This window comes from Rufibacter aurantiacus (assembly GCF_017916345.1).
In the GTDB taxonomy this organism is placed as follows: Bacteria; Bacteroidota; Bacteroidia; order Cytophagales; family Hymenobacteraceae; genus Nibribacter; species Nibribacter roseolus.
The window spans coordinates 192805-212528 of the sequence record NZ_JAFMSV010000005.1; the positions used below are offsets into that span (position 1 = coordinate 192805).

11 protein-coding genes are annotated in these 19724 nt (G+C 52.4%); 10 read left to right on the forward strand and 1 reads right to left on the reverse strand.

The features are described from left to right. The first annotated feature begins 529 nt into the window (after positions 1 to 529). The 5 genes from J3P34_RS19765 to J3P34_RS19785 all read left to right on the forward strand — a co-directional run bounded on the left by J3P34_RS19765 (position 530) and on the right by J3P34_RS19785 (position 11897). Entirely contained in the window at positions 530 to 3529 is a 3000-nt protein-coding gene (locus J3P34_RS19765; RefSeq protein ID WP_210490368.1) for a SusC/RagA family TonB-linked outer membrane protein, read from the forward strand. A 16-nt stretch (positions 3530 to 3545) separates the two neighbouring features. After that, positions 3546 to 5138, forward strand: a complete 1593-nt coding sequence (locus J3P34_RS19770) for a RagB/SusD family nutrient uptake outer membrane protein (RefSeq protein WP_210490370.1) — start codon at positions 3546 to 3548, stop codon at positions 5136 to 5138. Positions 5139 to 5704: 566 nt separating this feature from the next. After that, positions 5705 to 7675, forward strand: coding sequence for a glycoside hydrolase family 127 protein (locus tag J3P34_RS19775; protein ID WP_210490371.1), 1971 nt, complete (start codon positions 5705 to 5707; stop codon positions 7673 to 7675). A 134-nt stretch (positions 7676 to 7809) separates the two neighbouring features. Beyond that, the gene (locus J3P34_RS19780; RefSeq protein ID WP_210490372.1) at positions 7810 to 9474 is read left to right on the forward strand and encodes a M1 family metallopeptidase; all 1665 of its coding nucleotides are present in this window, start codon (positions 7810 to 7812) and stop codon (positions 9472 to 9474) included. Between the two features lie 107 nt (positions 9475 to 9581). After that, complete coding sequence (locus J3P34_RS19785; RefSeq protein ID WP_210490373.1) at positions 9582 to 11897, forward strand: S9 family peptidase; 2316 nt, start codon at positions 9582 to 9584, stop codon at positions 11895 to 11897. A 70-nt stretch (positions 11898 to 11967) separates the two neighbouring features. Here J3P34_RS19785 and J3P34_RS19790 read toward each other — a convergent pair whose 3' ends face one another. Next, a complete protein-coding gene (locus tag J3P34_RS19790; protein ID WP_210490374.1) occupies positions 11968 to 12876 on the reverse strand; it encodes an AraC family transcriptional regulator in 909 nt (302 codons plus the stop codon). 204 nt (positions 12877 to 13080) lie between these two features. Here J3P34_RS19790 and J3P34_RS19795 point away from each other — a divergent pair, with 204 nt between their 5' ends. From J3P34_RS19795 to J3P34_RS19815, 5 genes are all read left to right on the forward strand, one after another. After that, positions 13081 to 14013 carry a dihydrodipicolinate synthase family protein gene (locus tag J3P34_RS19795; protein ID WP_210490375.1) on the forward strand — a complete coding sequence of 311 codons (933 nt, stop codon included), beginning with the start codon at positions 13081 to 13083 and terminating at the stop codon, positions 14011 to 14013. 114 nt (positions 14014 to 14127) lie between these two features. Continuing rightward, positions 14128 to 15582, forward strand: coding sequence for an aldehyde dehydrogenase (NADP(+)) (locus J3P34_RS19800; RefSeq protein ID WP_210490377.1), 1455 nt, complete (start codon positions 14128 to 14130; stop codon positions 15580 to 15582). Positions 15583 to 15588: 6 nt separating this feature from the next. Beyond that, on the forward strand, positions 15589 to 16590 hold the full coding sequence (locus J3P34_RS19805) for a 4-hydroxyproline epimerase (RefSeq protein WP_210490378.1): 1002 nt from the start codon (positions 15589 to 15591) through the stop codon (positions 16588 to 16590). 1 nt (position 16591) lies between these two features. Beyond that, positions 16592 to 17839, forward strand: a complete 1248-nt coding sequence (locus J3P34_RS19810) for an NAD(P)/FAD-dependent oxidoreductase (RefSeq protein WP_210490379.1) — start codon at positions 16592 to 16594, stop codon at positions 17837 to 17839. A gap of 90 nt (positions 17840 to 17929) precedes the next feature. Next, positions 17930 to 19702 carry a DUF885 family protein gene (locus J3P34_RS19815; RefSeq protein WP_210490380.1) on the forward strand — a complete coding sequence of 591 codons (1773 nt, stop codon included), beginning with the start codon at positions 17930 to 17932 and terminating at the stop codon, positions 19700 to 19702. The last annotated feature ends 22 nt before the right edge of the window (positions 19703 to 19724 follow it).

Genomic DNA, 19724 nt, shown 5'->3' on the forward strand with positions numbered 1-19724 from the left:
ACAGGGCTGAAATTAAACGGTGAATTGTATTCGCATTAACCCGCCCCAGTAAGGGCTAGTTATATGATGATTCAAATAACATGTAATTGTTATTTGAACCTGTTATTTCTATGGATAATTGGATTATTCATGGAGGAAGAATCGTTTGCCTCCTGACTTCCCTTGAAATTGCCCCTGGCTCTCTATAAAGTTCACTAAAAAGGACTTGCCAATAAGAAATTCCACAAAAGAGGTTTGATAAAATCAGGTGTTCCCTCTTCTTGTGCTCCTGCCTGTGTCCATAAAGTTTAAGGCAACAGGCTTTTCCACGCTTTTCCTGAGAGTTGGAGGTGTTCAGCAGCATTTCCATTCTCTTTGATACCCGCACTGCTGGCGGGTGTAGCTAAATCCAGCTTAGGCTGCTCGTTTTACAGCTTCTATCTGTCAATTTCTCAGATGGCAACCCAGCGCCTCCTGGTTCTGGTAGATGGCACCTCCATTTCTGGAGGGTAGGTGAGTTTTTTCAATTTGTAATTAAACAATTGACTTTATGAAATGGAAATTTACGAATAGGGTACTCGCCCTGTCGGGTACTGTGGTATTGTACGCCCTCCTTCCCTGTTTGCCGCAGGAAAGTGCCTATGCTGGGGTTAGAGACCATCGGGTGGTCTCCAGGCAAGACAGATCCGTGTCTGGAACAGTGACCTCCGCTGAGGATGGTTCTCCATTGGTGGGGGTTTCTGTCTCTCTTAAAGGCGGTACCGCGGGGGCCATGACCGATGTCAATGGCAAATACCAGATCTCGGTTCCTGGTAACGCAGTCTTGATTTTCAGCTACATAGGGTATACTCCTCAGGAAGTGTTGGTGTCTAACCAGTCCCAATTGAATGTCCGCTTAAAGGCTGACCGCCAGGTGTTGGAAGAAGTAGTGGTAATTGGTTATGGTACCCAGAAAAAAGGGGATGTAACCAGCGCCGTGGCCGGGGTAGACCGTGAGGACTTCGTGCAGGGTGCCGTGCGTGATGCAGCCCAGTTGGTGCAAGGGAAAGTAGCCGGTCTGCGGGTAACCACCCCCAGCGGAGACCCCAATGCCACCACCCAAATCAACCTGCGGGGCATGAGTTCTATCCAGGGAAGCTCCAACCCCTTAGTGATTATAGATGGCGTTCCCGGGGATCTGAATACCGTGGCTCCTGAGGATATTGAATCAGTAGACGTGTTGAAGGACGGATCTGCCGCCGCGATCTACGGAACGCGAGCCACCGGAGGGGTAATCCTGATCACCACCCGCAAAAATCAGAGCGACCGCAGCACGGTAGAATACAACGCTTATACCAGCGTGCAGACCATTGCCAGAAGACCTGAACTGTTGACTGCCGAAGATTATCGCCGGTTGATCAGGGAAGAGGGTATTGGCTATGAGGACTTTGGTGGAGACACAGACTGGCTGGATGAGATTACTCAGACGCCTGTAAGCCATAACCATAACCTCACTTTCTTCGGCGGAAATTCAGCCACTAATTTTACAGGCTCCCTCAACTATAAAAACTGGGAAGGGCTCATAAGAAGGACTGGGCAGGAGCGCTTCATTGCCAGAGCAGATGTAAACCACGCCATGTTTGATGAAAAACTGAAAGCAAATATTCAATTGATCAATACCGTAAGTTCTTCAGTGCAAGGCGGCGGTGATGGATATGCCTACCGGCAGGCAATTATCCGGAACCCAACAGACCGCGTCCGGACCGAAACTGGAGCGTGGCAAGAACGCGATGCTTACTTCTACCTCAATCCCGTGGCCAGGATAGAGGAGTTCAACCAGGAGTATACCACCCGGGAGATGAGAATGAACGGAAGCTTAGACTATTCCCCAATCAAAGACTTACATTTCAAAATCTTAGGTTCACACATTCAGGGAAGTTCCCTGTACGGGTACGCCTCCACGTTCAACCACTCAGATACGCAGTTGGATCAACGGTTCAGCAACGCGGGAAGAAGCACCGGCGCTAACAGAAGCAACTTATTGGAACTCACTTCTAACTACGCCAAAACGTTCGGTGCCCATAGCTTCAGTGTATTAGGAGGGTATAGCTGGCAAGATGAAACCAACGAAGGGTTCAACGCTGATACTTGGAATTTCCCTACTGATGCCTACGGTTGGAACAACCTGGGCGTAGGGCAAGCACTACAGGCTGGTGATGCCAACATGGGTAGCTACAAAGACAATTGGAAACTGATCGGTTTCTTTGGGCGGGTCACCTATGATTGGAACGATAAATACCTCTTCATGGCCAGCGTTAGGCGCGAAGGCTCTTCTAAATTTGGGGCCAACTCCAAGTGGGGTACCTTCCCGGCCGTATCGGTAGGCTGGAGAATCAGCCAGGAGAGCTTCATGAAATCCATGGGATTTGTCACAGACCTTAAAGTTAGAGCAGGATACGGAGTAACAGGTACCATTGCCAACGCTCCCTATATTTCACAGATTAGCTACAATTTTGATGAAGCCAATGGAGCCTTCATCGGAGGTAAATGGGTGCGGGGCTTTGTTCCTGTAAGAAACTTCAACCCAGACCTGCGTTGGGAAAAGAAAGGGGAGTACAATGTGGGACTTGACTTTGGTTTTCTAAAAAATCGCATCAGTGGTTCTTTGGATTTCTTCAGACGTGACATTGAAGACCTGCTTTACGATTTCCGGGTTCCTGTGCCTCCTTATTTGTATGAGTTTATGACCATCAACGCTGGTACCCTGCGCAGCCAAGGGTTTGAGGCTTTGGTGAATTTTGTGCCCATTGAAACCAAGAATTTTACCTGGAACTCCAATGTGACTTATTCTACAAATAAAACCAAGTTGGTTTCCCTAACCAATGACCAGTTTGAGAACACACTAGATTACTTTGATGCTGGGTATACTGGAGAACCCATTCAAGACTTTACCCACCGGGTTGCAGTTGGTGAACCCATCGGACGCTTCTATGTCTGGAAAACAGTTGGAGTGGATGCCAACGGCGGATGGCTAGTAGAAAGCAGAACAGGTGAGGCGATTCCTATTAATGACGCCACCCAGGAAGACCGCCAATACTACGGCAACGCCATTCCAAAACATGTGTTGGGTTGGAACAACTCAGCCCGGTTCAAGAACTTCGACCTGCAGGTAAACATCAGAGGCGCTTTTGGGCATGACATCCTCAACTTCCAACGCATGTTTTATGAGAACCCTAAGAATGATGATTACAACATGCTGAAAACCGCTTATGACCCGGTTTATGGAAAACGGCTTAATAACGACCTGGTGTATGTTAGCCACTACATTGAAAAGGGAGACTACGTGAAAATTGATAACGTCACTTTTGGGTACACCTTGCCCAAAGACCTGATCAAGATCGTGAGAAATGCAAGGGTTTATGTGTCTGGCCTGAACCTGATTACCATAACTGGCTACAAAGGCTTGGATCCGGAAGGGGTGAGTTATTCAGGGTTCGCTCCAGGTAATGATGAGCGCGATAAATACCCAACTACGCGTACGTTCACGGCTGGTATTAATGTATCCTTCTAGGTTTTAAAGTAAGATCATGAAAAAGAAATTTATTGCCTATTCTCTGGCAACTACCATAGGTGCCGTAGGTGCTATCAGTTCCTGTACCAACCTGGATGAAGATGTTTATTCACAGGTTCTTGCCGATAGTTTTAAACCAACCGAAAAGGACATTCCAAGCATTATTGCACCTGTTTACGCTTCGTTTAGGGGATTGATGATGGGCTGGCAAGGGTATTTTGATTTGCAGGAGGAAAGCGCAGATGCCATTGCCACCCCGGCCCGGCCCAACGGTTGGTACGATGGGGGCACGTATCTGCGTATGCACACCCACACCTGGACGCCGCTGCAATGGCAACCCCAGAATACCTGGGGTAGTGCCTTCCGGAGCATTAACTTTGCCAACCGGGTGCTGGCCCAAATTGAGGATGGTGAAATAGCCATAGAAACAGGAAAAGAGGCTTTAGTGGCAGAACTGAGGGCGGCAAGGGCATTTGCGTACTATCTGCTGCTTGACAATCATGGCAATGTGCCTATTGTGACTAACTACAAAGACACGCAGCTGCCTGACCAGAAAACGCGCCAGCAGGTGTTTGACTTCGTAGTAAAAGAACTCCAGGAAGTAATGCCTACCCTGAGCGATGATCCCCAGTCCACATACGGGCAGTTGAACAAATGGGGGGTGCAGGCATTGTTGGCAAAAATTTACCTGAACGCCGGGGTATATACAGGTACTCCGCAGTGGGAAAAATGTATACAGCAATGCGATGAGATTATCAATAGCCAGAAATACTCCTTGGACACTAACTATTCAGATGTCTTCACCTACACAAATCAAAATTCCAAGGAGATTATTTTTGCTATTCCCTATGACCAAATCTATGGTACGGGCAATATCGTGCATATGAAAACCTTAGATCCGGCCAGCCGCTTCGTGTACAAAATGCAGGCCGGGCCTTGGGGAGGAAATGCCGCCGTTCCGCAGTTTATTGATACTTATGACCCTCAGGATGGCCGCCTGAAAGACACCTGGATCATGGGGCCGCAGAAGAACGCCACCACTGGTGAAGTGGTGATTGATTATGTGAAACTGATGCCTAGCATGGCCGCCACTGAATCAAACGAAGGCTACCGCATTGGGAAGTATAAAATCAAGGAAGGGGCCACCGGCTCGCTGGACAATGATTTTCCCATGTTGCGCTACGCCGACGTGCTCATGATGAAAGCCGAAAGCCTGCTTCGTTTGGGCCGGGCCGATGAAGCAGCCGTACTGGTGACCCAGGTGCGCCAGCGGGCCTTCAAAAACACCAACCCCGCAAAAGCCACCGTGACCGGTGATGACCTGAAGAAAGGCAGTTCCTATAATTACGGTTTGCAGGATGTGAACGGAAACGTGCAGGCTGGTCCCGGCAGCGGCGGTGCCGATATCCAATATGGAAGAATGCTGGACGAATTGGGATGGGAATTTGCCGCGGAGGCACACCGCAGACAAGACCTGATCCGTTTCGGAGTATTTGGCCGCAAAGCCTGGTTTAACCATAGCCCAAGCAGTGATGCCAAAGCCCTGTTCCCCATCCCGGCAGATGAGATAAATAAGAACCCTAAACTGGCACAAAACCCTGGATATTAAAGCGTAATTGGTTTGTTTGTTGAGGATCTGCTCATTCAAACCTCCTGGAAACAAGGGGTGAGGGTGGGCAGTTTTCTTTTCCTCTCCTCCCGTTTGTTAAGCGGCTGTTAACATAGTATTACCATTGGCTAACATGCTGAAGTTTCTTTCAAGGTTTATCATGTTTATTGCATTAGAGGAAGATTTCAGGGGAGAACCGTTTTAGGTGCGTTTTTCTGAAACAAGGCCCAAAACTATCCTTCGGATATAAGAAAGTGCTCTGACCCACGCACCAGGAATCAGTTATACTAGCTGACGGTTGGTCCATTTTTGCACTAGAGAATACCCCGGTGATTTCAGTATCATCAAGTAAGACCGCAACTTTATGAACGGCAGGTAACGGTGACCCTCCAGGCCAAGCCGAAGAACAGTGCCGGTCCGGTTTATGGCGTGCGGATGGTAAAGGAAAACGCGGCCTCAGGAAGGGCTTCTGTCAAATGATATTTCATTCAAGGATCAGGATACAGTTTCCCCTGGCCTTTTTGCATCAGGTGTTTACGCTTTGTTTTTTGTAAAAGACCCCTAAAATGAAGAAAAACCTACTTAGTCTGCTGGCTCTTTGCCTGGTTCAAACGGGGGCGTTCGCGCAGGGCGGCATCAGGAACATCGCGCCGGTTAACTTCTCCAAAGTCACCATCAACGATGCCTTCTGGAAACCCCGCATTGACCAGGTGGCCACCGTCACCATTCCGGTCTGTATTGAGCAAACCGAGGTGAAAACGCCCCGCATTCAGAATTTCGAGATCATGGCTGGCCTGAAAAAAGGCGAGTTCAAAGGCATTTTCTACGATGACTCCGACGTCTACAAGGCCCTGGAGGCGATTGCCTATTCCATCAAAAACAAACCCTCTCCGGAGCTGGAGAAGAAAGCCGATCAGTGGATTGACCTCATCGCCAAGGCCCAGCAACCCGACGGATACCTGAACACCTACTACACGCTCCAGTTCCCCGAGAAGCGCTGGACCGACATGAGCATGCACGAGGACTACAACGGCGGGCATCTCATAGAAGCCGCGGTGGCCTATTATGACGCTACCGGCAAACGCAAATTGCTGGACGTGGCCACCAAATTCGCCGACCATTTCGCCTCGCTTTTCGGGCCGGGCAAGCAGCACTGGGTAACCGGGCACCAGGAACTGGAGTTGGCGCTGGTGAAGCTGTACAAAACCACCAAAAACAAAAAGTACCTGGACTTAGCTGATTGGCTTCTGGAGGAACGCGGCCGCAAACTGGCCAAAGGCTACACCTGGACCGATTGGAAAGACACTGCCTACGCCCAGGATGTGGTGCCGGTGAAGCTGCAGAAGGAGATCACGGGGCACGCCGTGCGCGCCATGTACATGTACACCGGTGCGGCGGATGTGGCTGCCCTGAAAGGCGATGAAGCGTACATGGGCGCCATGAAAAACGTGTGGGAAGACGTGGTCTACCGAAACATGTATATCACCGGCGGCATCGGTTCCTCGGGCCGTAACGAAGGTTTCTCCAAAGACTATGACCTGCCTAACGAGCACGCATACTGCGAGACCTGCGCCTCGGTGGGTATGGTGTTCTGGAACCAACGCATGAGCTCCATGACCGGCGATAGCAAGTACGTAGACGTGCTGGAACGTAGCTTGTATAATGGGGCCCTGGACGGTTTGTCCTTGAGCGGCGACCGGTTCTTCTACGGAAACCCGCTGGCCTCACGCGGAAACCACCAACGCAGCGAGTGGTTCGGGACGGCCTGCTGCCCCGCCAATATTTCCCGCCTGATCGCCTCATTGGGCAATTACGTCTATGCGCAGTCCGGGAACGGAGTTTGGGTGAACCTGTACATCGGGAGCCAGACCAACCTCAATACCCCCAACGGGAACCTGCCGCTGGAGATGAAAACGAATTACCCCTGGGAGGGCAAAGTGGATCTGACCGTGAATCCGGCGAAGGCGACCACCGCCACGCTGCACCTGCGCATTCCAGGTTGGGTCCAAGGTGAGCCCGTGCCTGGTGATCTGTACCGCTTCTCTGACAAGACCCCTTCGAAATTCACGTTGAAACTGAACGGGAAAGCCGTGCCCTACAAAATGGAAAGAGGTTACGCTGTCATCGACCGGAAGTGGAAAAAAGGAGACCGCCTGGAGCTGGACTTCCCCATGGAGGTGAAAAAGGTAGTGGCCAAAGACAGCCTGACCTACAACCAGAACAGAATCGCTCTGCAACGAGGCCCGCTGGTGTACTGCGTGGAAGGCGTGGACAACGGCAAGGAAGCCTGGAACATGGTGGTGCCCGAGGATACCCGTTTTGAGGCTACTTTCAACCAACAGCTCCTAAACGGGGTAGTAGCTTTAAAGGCCGAAGTGCCGGTAATCTCCGTGAGTGCCGATGGTCTGTCTACCGTTACCCAACGGAAAACCATTACCGCCATCCCGTACTATTCCTGGGCCAACCGCGGCAAAAGCCCCATGCAGGTCTGGCTGCCCACCAAGATCAACGGCATCATGCTGAATTATACCCAGTGATAAAAGGTAGAGGCACGCTAGCTTAGATGAATGCTTTTCGGCAGGTCTGACCCAGCGAGTACTTCTGATTTTACTTTACCCGTTTAGGTCCTGTTTTCTGAAAATCGGGCCAGAAACACCTGATCAGTTTTCGTATGAATTTTAAGTCACTTAGCGTGAGAACCTGTTTTTTGTCGGTCATTTTTCTGTTGCTGTGGGGCACCACCGCGCAGGCCCAGACCAAAACATTTACCCGTCAGGATACCCTGCGGGGGAGTATCACCCCGGAGCGGGCCTGGTGGGATCTGGCGTATTTTCACCTCAACGTGAAGGTGAACCCCGCCGATAGTACCATTAAGGGGATGAATGCCATTACCTACAAAGTCCTCACGCCCAATCAGCGCCTGCAGGTGGATTTACAGCCGCCCATGCAGATGGAGAAAGTAACGCAGAATGGAAAAGAACTCACCTTCACTCGCGACGGCAATGCTTGGTTTGTGGAGTTAGATCAGAAACAGACGAAGGGCGCGGTGAACACCGTGGAAGTGTATTACGGCGGCAAACCCGTGGTGAGCAAGAACCCACCCTGGAGCGGCGGCATCACCTGGAAAAAAGACGCTAACGGCCAACCCTTCGTGGCCAATTCTAATCAAGGCGATGGCGCCAGTTTGTGGTGGCCCTGCAAAGACCACATGTACGACGAACCCGACAGCATGCAGATCAGCGTCACCGTGCCCGAGAACCTAATGGATGTCTCCAACGGCAAGCTCCGGGGCGTGAGTCAGAATAATGACGGCACCAAGACCTTCCACTGGTTTGTGACCAACCCCATCAACAACTACGGCGTGAACCTGAGCATCGGTGACTACGTGCATTTCTCAGAGAAATACAAGGGTGAGAAAGGCCTGCTGGACCTGGACTACTACGTCTTGAAAGAGAACCTGGAGAAAGCAAAGGTGCAGTTCAAAGACGCACCTCGCATGCTCAAGGCGTTTGAGCATTGGTTTGGGCCGTACCCGTTCTATGAAGACGGTTTCAAACTGATTGAAGTGCCCTACACCGGCATGGAGCACCAGAGCGCCGTGACATACGGAAATGGGTACAAGAACGGCTACCGGGGCAAAGATCCCAGCGGTTCCACTGGCTGGGGCATGAAGTTCGATTTCATCATCATCCATGAATCGGGGCACGAGTGGTTCGCCAACAACATCACCTACAAAGACATCGCCGACATGTGGATCCACGAGAGTTTCACCAACTACTCTGAGAACCTGTTCGTGGAGTATCATTACGGCAAGAAGGCCGGCAGCGAGTACGTGATCGGGACCCGGGCCGGCATCGGGAACAAGCAGCCCATCATTGGCGAGTACAACGTGAACCACAAAGGCTCCGGCGACATGTACCCCAAGGGCGGCAACATGTTGCACACGCTTCGGCAGGTAGTCAACAACGACGAAAAGTGGCGCGACATCCTGCGGGGACTCAACAAAGAATTCTACCACCAGACCGTGACCACGCAGCAGATTGAGAACTACCTGAGCAAGCAAGTGGGCCGTGACCTTACGACTTTCTTCAACCAGTACCTCCGCGACATCCGGATTCCTAAGCTGGAATACCAACTCGCCGGCAATACCTTCAAGTACCGCTGGAGCAACACTGTGGATGGGTTCAACCTGCCTGTGAAAGTGTACCTGAACGGAAAGGAGAAATGGCTGGAGCCGGTGACCACCTGGAAGGAACTTAGCGGCGTAAAACCCGGCACGGAGCTTACCCTTGATCCTAATTTCTATGTGGAAGCTGCGGTTAAAAAGAGCATCTAGGCTATACAGCAGGTCTGCTAATATGGTATCAGGACGTGCTAAAATACTGAACAGAAATTGTTTATATCAGAGTAATATTGCAATACATATCCATCAAACAATCCACTATGCATCTCTTCCCCCGCCTTTCTACAGCTTCACCTAGTGGGTATTCCGCTGCGCTGAAACAGGTTTTGGTTTGTGCCCTCGTGTTACTGGGCGCTGGCGCTGTGCAGGCGCAGGGAACCAAATCAGATTACGAACGCGCGGAGAAGCTGAAGGTGGCCATGAATACGAAGGTGTTCTACGCACCCTCGCGTTTCAGTTGGGTAAAGGGGAAGGACACTTTCTGGTATGTGCGGCAGACGCCTAAAGGGAAAGAATTCATGCTGGTCAATGCCCAGAAACGCTCAAAAAAACCAGCTTTCGATCAGCAGAAACTAGCCAAAGAATTGTCGTCGGCTTTAGGTAAAACGGTGGAGCCCTACAACCTACCCTTCACCGAGATCATGTTTGTAGAGGACGGCAAAGCCCTGGAATTTATCGCCGGCGGAACGAAGTGGCGCACTGCCCTGGGCTCTTACAAACTGCAGAACCTGGGCAAAGCCGAGGAACAGAACAACCGCTATTGGGGCGACCGCTGGAGTGACCAGGGCAATAAGCCGGTACTTTCCCCGGACAAACAGTGGGAGGCGTTTATCAAGAACCACAACGTTTACATCCGGTCTGCCAAGGATAAGAAAATTGAACACCAGCTCAGTTTTGACGGCTCGGCGGGGGAGTACTATTCGTCCTTTTTGGAGTGGTCCCCGGATTCAAAGAAACTGGCCACCAACCGGGTTCGGCCCAACAAAGAACACCTCCTGTACCTGATTGAATCCTCCCCGTTAGATCAGTTACAGCCTAAAGTACATACCCGCAATTACCTCAAACCCGGCGATGCGCTGCCGCAAAGAGCTCCGCAGCTTTTCCTGGTAGAGGAGAAACGGCAGGTACGGGTGGACCCGGCCCTCTTCGGAGTGGGCACGCAATATGATCTTTCTAACCCCAGCTGGCGGAAAGATGGACGGGCTTTCACGGTGGAGTACAACCAGCGCGGGCACCAGGCCTACAAGGTGGTGGAAGTGGATGCCCTCACCGGCAAGGTGCGGGACCTGATCAAAGAAGAAAGCAAGACCTTCATTGACTATAGCGGCAAGAAATTCCGGCACGATGTAGCCGATGGGAAAGAAATCATCTGGGCCTCTGAACGCGATGGCTGGAACCACCTTTACCTCTATGACGGCGCTACCGGCAACGTCAAAAACCAGATCACCAAAGGCGATTGGGTAGTCAGGAGGGTAATCCACGTAGACGAGAAAGACCGCAGCATTTTGTTTGAAGGGAGCGGTCGGGAGGCGGGGCAGGACCCGTACCTGGTGCAGTACTACCGGGTGAACTTCGACGGCTCCGGCCTCACGGTGCTCACGAAGAAAGACGCCCACCACGCCGGCACCTTCTCCTCTGACTTCAGGTACTTCGTGGACAATTACTCCCGGGTAGATGTGGCTCCTGTGACGGTGCTCAGAAGCGCGACCGACGGTAAATTGGTGATGGAACTGGAGAAAGCCGATGCCTCTGAACTTCCTAAATTTGGATGGAAAGCCCCAGAAGTATTTACCGCCAAGGGCCGCGACGGACAGACGGATATCTGGGGCATTGTGGTGCGGCCTACCAATTTCGATCCTGCCAAAACCTACCCCGTCATTGAATACATCTATGCCGGTCCGCACAGTGCTTTTGTGCCCAAGACGTTCAATTCCGGCTCCCGACACATGCAGGAATTGGCAGAGTTAGGGTTTGTGGTGGTGCAGATAGACGGCATGGGAACCTCTAACCGGTCCAAAACTTTTCAGGATGTCGCCTGGAAGAATATCAAAGACGCTGGTTTCCCGGACCGCATTGCCTGGATGAAGGCCGCTGCCCAGAAATATCCGTCTTTGGACTTGACACGGGTGGGCATTTTCGGGACTTCCGCCGGTGGGCAGAGTTCGGCCGGGGCCCTGTTGTTTCACCCGGAGTTCTACAAAGTGGCGGTTTCCTCGGCAGGGTGCCATGACAACCGCATGGACAAGATGTGGTGGAACGAACAGTGGATGGGATTCCCCATCGGGCCGGAATACGCTGCTTCCTCTAACGTGGTCAACGCCCATAAACTGCAGGGCAAACTGATGCTGATCTTAGGAGAACTGGATGACAACGTAGACCCAGCCTCCACGCTGCAACTGGTTGACGCGCTCATCAAAGCCAACAAGAATTTCGATTTCCTGATGGTACCTGGCATGGGCCACTCCTCCGGTGGAGAATACGGCGAGCACAAACGCCGCGACTTCTTCGTGAAGCATTTACTAGGCATAGACCCGCCCGCCTGGGAAGCCAAAGACCAGGAAAAGGCCAAAAGCTGATTTGCGCCCGAAACCCCAAAAACAGCCCTAAAACATAATTTGCCAGGTGGCATAAGCCATTGGCCAAGCTTTACGCTTGGGTTGTTTCCAGTAAGGAAAAGTCGCTGGTGAACTTGGTGTTGTGGAGTTTCACAAACTCAGTAGGGGTGAAGTTGGTGATGTCTTTGAACTGGCGGTTGAAGTAGGAGATGTTGTCATACCCGCATTCAAAAGCCGTCTCCCTGATGTTCCATTTGTCCTCAATCAGGAGCTTGCAGGCGTGGCCAATCCTGATCTCGTTCAGGAACTGGGAGTACGTTTTTTGGGTGTGTTGCTTAAAATACCGGCAAAATGCATTCACGCTCATATTGGCCACGTTGGCTGCATCGCTGAGTTTGATGTCTTCGGTGAAGTTGTTCATGATGTAATTGAAGACATCATTGATCTTGCGGTTGTCAGACTCATTGAGGTTCGCGTTGAAACCCACTGAGGAGAGCATCTCCAGTTCATTGGAGTGGGAGAGGAGGTTGAGGATGATGAGCACCTGGATAATCCGCTCAAAACCCTTCATCGTGCGCATGTCCTGGATCAGGGTTGACACCTTTTCCCGGGTTTCTCCCCCAATAAGTAACCCCCGCTTGCTGTTGAGTAATAATTTTTGGATCGCGTGCGCCTCAGGAAGGGAGAAAAGATTATCTTCAAAAGCCGCAAGGTCTACAAAGACCGAGATGTTTTTGGCCTTGAGCTCAGAGTCTGGTTCGTAGTACCTTTTATCGTTCCGGAATACGTGCGGCAGGTTAGAGCCCAGGACAATGATGTCGCCGACATTGAAGTTGCCAATGCTGTCACCAATGAAACGGGTTCCGGTGCTTTCACAAATCACCATGATCTGCAGTTCTGGGTGGAAATGCAGGTTCTCATAGAAATGGCGCTGTTCATCATACTGAATCCGGACGGATTCGCCTGACGTCTTCGGGATTTTGAAATGTAGGGGTTTCATGGTCTGGGTAAAGAAAAAGGAGAACGTACTTAAATTTAACTAACATAATTGATAAATCGGTACAAGCAGTCCAATTGATAATCTTGTATCACCAATGGGTAAAATGTAGGAATTCCCTTCAAACCCGATAGGGTAGTTTTGTTAAGCTCTTATACAGGTTTAGAAATCATAAAATCAAATACAGTAACATTAAAAAAGCACGCCATGAATGTACAATGGAAAGGAGTTTTCCCTGCTGTCACCACCAAGTTCACGGAGCAAGACAGACTTGATATACCTGCGTTTCTGAGCAACATTGAGGCTCAACTGAATGCCGGGGTGGATGGGATCATATTAGGAGGGACCCTAGGGGAAGCCAGCACCTTAACAGATGATGAAAAAGCAACGTTGGTAAAGGAAACCGTTGCGTTTGTAGACGGCAAGGTGCCCGTGGTGATGAACATAGCCGAGCAGTCCACTGCCAAAGCCATTCAGGCGGCCGAAGAAGCCCGGAAAAACGGGGCCAGCGGACTTATGCTGCTGCCGCCTATGCGCTACAAAGCTGATGCCCGGGAGACCGTGACCTATTTCAAGGCCGTGGCCCAGTCTACGCCGCTCCCTATCATGATCTACAACAACCCCATTGATTACCGCATTGAGGTAACCTTGGATATGTTTGAAGAACTGGCTTCTGAGGAGAACATCCAGGCGGTAAAGGAATCTACCCGCGAGGTAGGCAACATCACCAAAATGAAGAACCGCTTCGGGGATAGGTTCAAGATCCTTTCCGGCGTAGATACCCTGGCTCTCGAAAGCCTGGTGCTGGGTGCCGAGGGTTGGGTAGCCGGTTTGGTCTGCGCTTTCCCTGCTGAGACCGTGGCCATTTACCGACTGGTAAAAGCCGGCCGCTTAGAGGAAGCCGTGAAGATCAACCGGTGGTTCTATCCGCTGCTGGAGCTGGATGTGCATCCTAAACTGGTGCAGAACATCAAGTTGGCTGAAGTCTGCACAAATTTGGGCACCGAGGCCGTACGTCAGCCCCGCCTGCCCTTGGAAGGCGCAGAGCGCGTGCAAGTTCTGGCCATTATCAACGAGGCCCTGGCAAACCGCCCAGTGTTGCCCGAGTTCAAAAAAGAAAAAGAACTTATCTCTTTGTAAACACCTAAGCCCATGTTATTGAACATGGGCTTAGGTGTTATAGGGCCATCTGGTAAGATGGCTTGCGCCGAAAGGAAGAGTATTTATTAAAACGGAGGATAATCAATGCAAAGCATGCCGCTTGACCAAGTACTGCAAACATCAGAGGAAGCATTTCATACCTATAAAAAAACACCTGCAAAGGTAAAAGCTACTTTCCTGAGAGCCATTGCCACCGAGATAGAAAATCTGGGCGAGGAACTGTTGCAGGTAGCCAGCCAGGAATCCAATCTGCCTCTGGCGCGGCTGACCGGAGAACGGGGCCGCACTATGAACCAGCTCCGCGCCTTCGCCGATCTCCTGGACCAAGGCAATTGGCTCGAAGCCACCATTGACCCGGCCATGCCAGACAGAAAACCTTTGCCCAGACCAGATTTGCGCCGCATGCTGTTTCCCTTGGGACCAGTAGTGGTGTTTGGGGCCAGCAATTTCCCATTGGCTTTTTCTACGGCCGGCGGAGATTCGGCCTCGGCGTTAGCAGCGGGTTGCCCGGTGGTGTACAAAGAGCATCCGGGGCACCCCAAGACTTCCCAAATGGTCTTCGGGGCTATTCAACAGGCGCTGGGGGCATGTGGCTTGCCAACTGGAGTTTTCCAGCACGTAAGCGGTGGCATTGAGGTAGGGCAGGAACTGGTAAAGCATCCTAAAACCAAGGCGGTGGCGTTCACCGGTTCTTACAAAGGCGGAAAAGCCATCTTTGACCAGGCCTGCCGGCGCGAGCAACCTATTCCGGTGTACGCCGAAATGGGCAGCATCAACCCTATATTCATACTGCCTGAGAAAGCGGAAGCAGAAACGGTAGGCTTGGCAGAACAGGCAGCGGCCTCGGTGTTGCAGGGCGTAGGGCAGTTCTGTACCTGTCCGGGTTTGGTGTTTTATCCGCTGTCCTCCACCACAGAACCCTTTTTAGACCTCCTTTCCCAGAAACTGAGCGAATCTGCCGGCGATAAAATGCTGCATGAAGGCATCTCCCGCAACTACTACCAGGGCCTGACAAGGCTGTTGGCCGAAACCGGCGTGGAAACGCTGGTGACAGCGGAGGAAGATGTGCTGACTGGCCATGCCGCCTTAGCCAGAACCAATGTGCACGAGTGGCTGAAAAACACCGCTTTGCAGGAAGAGGTCTTCGGGCCGTTCACCTTGGTGGTGACCTATAACGACATGGCAGAATTGGAGCAGGCAGCAGAAGTGCTGCAGGGCCAGCTCACCTGCACCATCTGGGGAACCGCAACTGAATTAGCAGCTGCTGGAAACCTGGTAGACACGGTACGCGAGAAATGCGGCCGGCTATTGTTCGCCGGTGTGCCGACGGGCGTGGAGGTTAGTCCGGCCATGACCCACGGCGGACCGTTCCCGGCTACCTCAGACAGCCGCAGCACCTCGGTGGGTACCAACGCCATCAAACGGTTTGCCCGGCCCATCACCTTCCAATCGGCGCCGCAGGACCTGCTGCCCGATGAATTAAAAGATCAGAACCCCCTTTCCATCTGGCGCACCGTGGATGGACAGTTCACCAAAGACCCTATTTAACCCTTTATGGCAAGAAAAACCTTCTTCTGTATTGATGCCCACACCTGCGGGAACCCCGTGCGCCTGGTGGCCGGGGGCGGACCCGTTTTGGAGGGCGCCAACATGAGCGAAAAGCGCCAGCACTTCTTACAGGAATACGATTACATCCGGAAAGGCCTCATGTTTGAGCCGCGCGGCCATGATATGATGTCGGGGAGCATTCTGTACCCGCCGCATGACCCAGAGAACGATGTCGCCGTTTTATACATTGAGACCAGCGGTTGCCTTCCCATGTGCGGTCACGGCACCATCGGAACCGTCACCATTGCCATTGAAGAGGGCCTGATTACGCCTAAAACGCCCGGCGAACTGCGCCTGGAGGCACCGGCCGGCCTGGTGAAAATCAAATACATCCAGGAAGGCAAAAAGGTAAAATCAGTAAAGCTGACCAATGTGGCTTCTTACCTGGAGGCCGATGGGCTGACTATAGATTGCCCGGACTTGGGCGAGCTGAAAATTGACGTAGCCTACGGCGGAAACTTCTACGGCATCATTGATCCGCAGGAGAACTTTCCTGGTCTGCAGGAATTCACCGCCGATAAGCTGATTTCCTGGAGCCGCGTCATTCGGGAGCGCATGAATGAGAAGTACAGCTTCGTGCATCCGGAGAACCCCACCATCAAGGGCATGAGCCATGTGCTCTGGACCGGCGATACCCTGCAACCCACCTCCACCGCCCGCAACGCCGTGTTCTACGGCGACAAAGCCATTGACCGCTCGCCCTGCGGTACCGGAACCTCGGCGCGCATGGCCCAGTGGTACGCCAAAGGCAAGTTGAAAGCGGGCGATGTGTTTGTGCATGAAAGCTACATCGGGTCTATCTTCAACGGCACCATTGAGGGCGAAACCACCGTCGCCGGCAAACCCGCCATTCTGCCCGGCATTGAAGGCTGGGCCATTGTTACGGGGCTCAACACCATCTTTTTTGATGACGAAGACCCTTATGTTCACGGATTCCAAGTGATTTGATATGAGCAGAGTTACCATTGTAGGGGGCGGCATCATCGGCCTTTTTACCGCGTACTATTTGTCTGATGAAGGCTTCGAGGTCACCATTATAGACAGAGGAGACCTGTCTAACAGCTGCTCCATTGGCAATGCCGGCATGATCGTGCCCAGCCACATCGTGCCGCTGGCCTCGCCAGGCATCATCGCCAAAGGTATGAAGTGGATGCTTTCCTCTACCAGCCCTTTTTACATCCACCCCAAGTTGGATTTGCGCCTGGCCCAGTGGTGCCTGCTTTTCTACAAGGCGGCCACCAAAAAGCACGTGGAATACAGCATCCCGTACCTCAAGAACCTGAGTTTGTACAGCAAAAACCTGTACGTGGATTTTGTCGGTAAGCACAACTCGCCGGAGGTGGGTTTCCAGGAAAAAGGACTGCTGATGCTCTATAAATCTGAGGAGGCAGCGCACGAGGAAGTAGAGTTCGCGCACCTGGCCCGCAAGCACGGCTTGGAAACCGAGATCCTGTCGCCGGACGAAGTGAAGCAATTGGAACCGTACGCCGGCATAGACGTGCGAGGCGGGGTCTTTTTCCCAGGTGACGCCCATTTGAATCCGTCACAGCTGCACGCCTACCTGGTGCGGCACTTAGAACAGAAAGGCGTGAAGATTGTGCGCCACGCTGAGGTGCTGGACTTTGCCACCTCCGGGAGAACTGTCACCTCCGTCATCACCGACAAAGGCCAGTTTGCTTCTGACCAGGTCATCATCGCGGCCGGGAACTGGGCTGGCGAGGTGGCCCGCAAGCTCAAGATCAACATGCCCATGCTGGGCGGCAAAGGCTACAGCTTCCTTACGAAGAATTCGCCCGCCATTCAGCGCCCGGCCATCCTCACCGAGGCCCGCGTAGCGGTGACGCCTTTCGGGGAGCAGGTAAGGTTTGGTGGTACCATGGAAATCACCAATGACAACACCAGCATCAACCTGAACCGGGTAAAAGGCATCCACAATTCCATCTCCAAGTACTACGGCGGTTTTCAAGCCGATTTTCCGGAAAAAGACCAAATCTGGAGCGGGCTGCGTCCGTGCTCGCCAGACGGGTTGCCATACATTGGCGCGACCAGCCGCTGGAACAATGTATTGTTTGGCACTGGCCACAGCATGATGGGCCTCAGCCTGGCTCCCGCCACCGGAAAGCTGCTCACCGAAGAACTCATGAGCCGAAAATCATCGGTGGGCATTGACGCCTTCTCGCCAGATCGGTACAGCTAACATCTTAGTAGGTTCCTTCCTTCCAGAAAGAGGGATACTTGAATTGCGCTTACCCTGCTCTCCCCAGACCTTTAAGCCCTTATTAAACCCATGATCCACCGTTGCGCTCGCTTTCTGAAACTTTCCTGTTTACCGGTTGTCTTTACTCTCCTGGGTTCAGGGTCCATCTTTGCCCAGAGCCCCCATGTACTGTATGAGCAGACAAGCGAGGTGAACAACCTTTTGGTAAAACTGAAAGCCGATGAAGGGAGTCTGCGGCGCTTTTATTTCATGGAGAACTCACCGGAGTTTACGGCCCGTTTTCAGAAACTGTACCGAGAATACCAGCAGCAGCTCAACACGCTGGATTACGACCAGCTGAATACCGGCAGCCGGGTAGACTACCTGCTCACCAAACGGAACCTGACCGAGGAGTTGCGCCTACTGGATGTGGCTGCCAAAGAATACAACCAGATCAGTAAATGGGTGCCCTTCGCTGAGAAGATCTACGCCCTGGAGAAACCCCGTCGCCGAGGCCTCAACGTAGACGGGCAGAAAATTGCGGCCGAACTGAACCTGATCGAGAAAAGCCTCAAAGCCTCCCAAACCGCTTTGGAGGCCGAGCCCCGTTTAGACCGGGACCTGGCTTACCGTTTACAAGGCGTGACGCTGGACCTGAAGGATGCCCTCAAAAGTGTCTACACGTTCTACTATGACTATGAGCCCAGCTTCTCGTGGTGGACCAAAGAACCGTACAAAAAGGTAGACACCCTCTTGACCCAATATGCGGCCCTGGCCGAGAAAAAAGGCAAGGTTCCTGCTAAAGGGCAGAAAATAGACCAGAGCGGTATCGTGGGCAACCCCATCGGAAAAGATGAACTCATCCGGCAACTGCAATATGAGATGATCCCCTACACCCCCGAGGAGCTGATTGACATCGCCAACAAGGAATTCGCCTGGTGCGACCAGGAGATGCTGAAGGCCTCGCAGGAGATGGGCTTTGGCAAAGACTGGCATGCGGCCCTGGAAAAGGTAAAGAACCTGTACGTACCGGCCGGGAAGCAGCCCGAGGCCATGCTGGATCTCTACAACCAATCGGTGGCTTTCCTGAAAGAAAAGGACCTGATTACCATTCCGCCGGTGGCCGAGGAAACCTGGCGCATGCAGATGATGAGCCCCGAGCGGCAACTGGTGAACCCCTTTTTCCTGGGCGGCGAGACGTTCATCATTTCGTACCCCACCAGCACCATGGCCCACGAAGATAAACTCATGAGCATGCGCGGCAACAACCCGCACTTCTCCCGCGCCACTGTGCACCATGAACTCATTGCCGGGCATCACCTTCAAGGCTTCATGAACGACCGCTACAAAGCCTACCGCAATTTTTTTACGCCCTTCTGGACCGAAGGCTGGTCGCTCTACTGGGAGATGCAACTCTGGGACCAGAAGTTTCCGCGCTCCGCTGAGGACCGCGTGGGCATGCTTTTCTGGCGGATGCACCGTTGCGCCCGCATCATCTTCTCGCTCAATTACCACCTGGGCAAATGGACCCCGCAGGAGTGCATTGATTTCCTGGTAGACCGCGTAGGCCATGAACGCGCCAATGCCGAGGGCGAGGTGCGCCGCTCCTTTGAGGGCCGGTACGGTCCGCTGTACCAGCTGGCGTACATGATTGGTGGTTTGCAATTCTACGCCTTGCACAAAGAACTGGTGCAGACCGGCAAAATGACGAATAAGCAGTTGCATGACGCCATTATTCAGGAGAACAACCTACCCGTGGAGATGGCCCGCGCCATTCTGCTTAACCAGCAATTACCCAAAGATTTTACCTCCAACTGGCGCTTCTACGGCAACGCCACTGGGAAATCCGCCTCCAAAAAATAAGGTGAGTTAGAGCCGGAAAACT

What these genes read in the sequence shown, in the direction of transcription:
- J3P34_RS19765 (WP_210490368.1), top strand. Translation starts at nt 530, where the DNA reads ATGAAATGGAAATTTACGAATAGGGTACTCGCCCTGTCGGGTACTGTG.
- J3P34_RS19770 (WP_210490370.1), top strand. Translation starts at nt 3,546, where the DNA reads ATGAAAAAGAAATTTATTGCCTATTCTCTGGCAACTACCATAGGTGCC.
- J3P34_RS19775 (WP_210490371.1), top strand. Translation starts at nt 5,705, where the DNA reads ATGAAGAAAAACCTACTTAGTCTGCTGGCTCTTTGCCTGGTTCAAACG.
- J3P34_RS19780 (WP_210490372.1), top strand. Translation starts at nt 7,810, where the DNA reads ATGAATTTTAAGTCACTTAGCGTGAGAACCTGTTTTTTGTCGGTCATT.
- J3P34_RS19785 (WP_210490373.1), top strand. Translation starts at nt 9,582, where the DNA reads ATGCATCTCTTCCCCCGCCTTTCTACAGCTTCACCTAGTGGGTATTCC.
- J3P34_RS19790 (WP_210490374.1), bottom strand. Translation starts at nt 12,876, where the DNA reads ATGAAACCCCTACATTTCAAAATCCCGAAGACGTCAGGCGAATCCGTC.
- J3P34_RS19795 (WP_210490375.1), top strand. Translation starts at nt 13,081, where the DNA reads ATGAATGTACAATGGAAAGGAGTTTTCCCTGCTGTCACCACCAAGTTC.
- J3P34_RS19800 (WP_210490377.1), top strand. Translation starts at nt 14,128, where the DNA reads ATGCCGCTTGACCAAGTACTGCAAACATCAGAGGAAGCATTTCATACC.
- J3P34_RS19805 (WP_210490378.1), top strand. Translation starts at nt 15,589, where the DNA reads ATGGCAAGAAAAACCTTCTTCTGTATTGATGCCCACACCTGCGGGAAC.
- J3P34_RS19810 (WP_210490379.1), top strand. Translation starts at nt 16,592, where the DNA reads ATGAGCAGAGTTACCATTGTAGGGGGCGGCATCATCGGCCTTTTTACC.
- J3P34_RS19815 (WP_210490380.1), top strand. Translation starts at nt 17,930, where the DNA reads ATGATCCACCGTTGCGCTCGCTTTCTGAAACTTTCCTGTTTACCGGTT.